Source organism: Campylobacter sp. BCW_6877 (genome assembly GCF_001762445.1).
Classification (GTDB): domain Bacteria; phylum Campylobacterota; class Campylobacteria; order Campylobacterales; family Campylobacteraceae; genus Campylobacter_D; species Campylobacter_D jejuni.
This window is the reverse complement of record NZ_MJWW01000022.1, coordinates 1-1,064: the sequence shown is the minus strand read 5'-3', so window position 1 is coordinate 1,064 and position 1,064 is coordinate 1. Positions and strand designations below refer to the sequence as shown.

Genomic DNA, 1,064 nt, shown 5'->3' with positions numbered 1-1,064 from the left:
AGTTTGTCTAAATATCCTCTTTTATAAATCCATTCTAATCTTTCAGGTGTAAAATAATAAGGGGCATTAGGATAGCCTTGAGGAGGAGTGAGGGCTGCTAGTTTGGCGCTTAATACTAGGGTATCTTTGAATAAAGTAGCTTGTTGTTCACTCCAATCATTTGGAGTATCTACATCAAAGTTAGTTTTCATCCCATTTCTATATCCATCCATAGCATCATCAAATTTATTTCTACTTTCAGGAGTAGAATCTATATCTCTTGGATCTTTTAATTTGCCTTTTTCAATATCATCATATAAAGCCCAAATGATCCTGCCTTCTTCATCATAGGCAAAATCATATTTATTTAAATCAATCGTCCAATCTGCTCCTATAATCTCATCTAAAAAAGGAAGCATACCAAATTCATCTAATAAACTCTCATAATGATGATCGTGTAAATCGTAAATCATTTTTGCTCTAAGCTTATTCCAATGTTGCCCTGTAAGAAAAGAATTAGAACACAATACTGCTAAACCTAAACTTTTAAAAGCATTTTTATCTCCAAGTTGAGCTTGTAAAAACAATGCTTGTTGTTGTCTTGCTTTAAATCCTACGGCAGCTGTGGGACTAGCTTTAATATTTCCCAAAAGTAAAGCAGACAATTCCCATTCATTAAAGAAAGAATAAGATTTTAATGTTCCACGATGAGAACTTACTTCATCGTAAATATAGGCATAATCTTCATTAACCAATCTTCCTTTTTCATCTACATTAGCATAAGCATCATAGGGTATATCTATAACCACAGATCTTAATCCACTTCTTATTGCTAAATATTTATATCTTTCTCTTTTGGTTTTTAAAGAATGATAATAAGCTTTTTCTGCTTTAGTCCAAGGAGCTATAGCTCCTTTGATAGGATCTTTTAAATATATACTTTGCCAATCTTTAAATTCAAGTAAAGTAGAACTTTGTCCTGTATAAAAGTTAGGATCTAGGTATTGGGGTTTATAGTCTTTGTAGGGGGAGTTTCTTAATATGCGATCGGCTTCAAAAAGGGCTTTGGAATATTCTTCGGTATA

The 1,064-nt window shown here is 32.4% G+C and carries 1 protein-coding gene; it reads right to left on the bottom strand.

Translation table 11 applies throughout. The features are described 5' to 3' along the window. The coding region (locus AJ936_RS01605; protein WP_070273988.1) for a hypothetical protein at positions 1–1,064 on the bottom strand (1,064 nt) is incomplete at both ends.